At 64.6% G+C, this 1,739-nt stretch carries 2 protein-coding genes; both read left to right on the top strand.

The window, feature by feature from the left end:
• Window positions 1-144 precede the first annotated feature (144 nt).
• Complete coding sequence (locus ACSFA3_RS22575) at window positions 145-1,014, top strand: hypothetical protein (RefSeq protein ID WP_435507718.1); 870 nt, start codon at window positions 145-147, stop codon at window positions 1,012-1,014.
• A partial coding sequence (locus ACSFA3_RS22580; protein WP_435507719.1) for a glycosyltransferase family 2 protein occupies window positions 1,005-1,739 on the top strand: 735 nt, incomplete at its 3' end. The genes ACSFA3_RS22575 and ACSFA3_RS22580, both read left to right, overlap by 10 nt.

The following is a 1,739-nucleotide window of genomic DNA, read 5'->3' on the forward strand; positions in this document are numbered from 1 at the left end:
GCTTGTCGTTAACGGATTCGGTTCTGCTGAAACCGCGCGGGGCCGGCTATCGCGGGGGTGTAGGCGACAACAGCTGCAGCAACGGTGCTGCAGTGTGGGCCGGCCCGACGGGTCGGGTCCGCATGGTTACAAAGGAGGCATCTAATGGGCGAGGTTTTCAGAAGACCGCAGATATCCAAAGGGTTATCGCGGACCGACGAGCGCCAGGAGGTCCGGGCCGACTTGGAACGCGCGGATAACGGCTACGCACGGTCTTTTGAAGGGGTGCTCGGCAACCGGCCCCCGACGCTGCAAACCGCCCAGGCACCAGCCGAAGCCCTCCTGAACGAACTCCAGCGTGCCGAAGGCTATGCAAGCACCCTGACAGCAGCTTTGAAGGCCAAGCGCAGGGCGCTAGATGAGACCCGCGCGTCAGCCGTGGCCGCTCAACAATCCCACCACTCGGCCACCGCCGAACTGGCAAGTGTTTCCGCCATGCTGGCGCAGACCCGGCAGCAACTCGAACGGGCATCGGCGCAGCTGAACGACTCCGCTGCTCAGTTGGCGACGACCTCGCAGCGCTTGCACGGTGTGCTCGCCTCGACGAGCTGGCGCGTGACCGCGCCGTTGCGCGACCTGAGCGAAAGCTTCCCGAGGGCGCGTGCCCTCGCATCGCGGTTGCTAAGAGCCAATCCCTTCCTCAGGAAGTTGGTTCGGCAAAGCGTCAAGGCGATCTGGTGGACCGCGACCGGTCAGCTTGGATACCGGCTGGCGCTGCGCCGTGCGCAAAGAAAAAACTCGGCGCCCCCCCTCCAGAGGCAGCAGGAGCGCTTTCGGAGGTCATTGTTGCGGCTGAAATCCGTGAGGTCGAGCCCGCCGCTGAGGCCGCCGTCGTGCCCGCAGCAGTGGCGCCTCCACTCACCCCCAAACAGCTGGCCGTGGCAAAGGCGCAGCACGAACTGGAGCAGTTTTTCGGCGCTGGCGAATGTCTCGCGCTACGTGACAAACGGCCGCCGGTGGTCTCGGTGCTGGTGATCACCTGGAATGCTGCCTATTTCACCCTCAAGTGCCTGCGCGCACTCGCTGCGGAGATGAAGCTTTCCGGAACGCCGCCGTTCGAGGTCATCGTGTTCGACAACGCATCGACCGACCGCACGGCCGAACTGCTGGCGCGCGTCGATGGTGTGAAAGTCATCAGCAGCACATCCAACATCGGCTTCCTGCGAGGCTGCAACAGCGGCGCGCTGCACGCGAAGGGCCAGGCCTTGCTGCTTCTGAACAGCGATGCTTTCGTGCGACCGGGCTCGTTGCGCGCGGCGTGGGAGCGCCTCCAGTCGGCGCCCGACATCGGCGCGGTCGGCGCCCGGCTCGTTGATACCGTCGGCCTACTTCAGGAAGCTGGCGCGATGATCTGGGCCGACGCCAGCACACAGGGGTACTGCCGCGGCATGGCACTCGAAACCGAGGAAGCCATGTTCGCACGCGATGTGGGCTACTGCTCGGGTGCTTTCCTGATGACTAGGTTGAGCGACTGGCACGCCCTCGGCGGCTTCGACCGGCGCTATGCGCCCGCCTACTACGAGGAGGTCGACTATTGCCTGCGGCTACGCGAAAGAGGCCTGCGCGTCGTCTACGAACCCTGGGCGTGCGTCGATCACTTTGAGTTCGGCAGCGAGGGCAAGCATGGCGACGCCATCGAGCAGAGCATCAGGAACCAGAAGAAGTTGCGCGAAAGGCATGCGCGGTTCCTTCGAACCAGT

This window comes from Variovorax glucosi (assembly GCF_051216695.1).
Taxonomy (GTDB): Bacteria; Pseudomonadota; Gammaproteobacteria; order Burkholderiales; family Burkholderiaceae_C; genus Variovorax.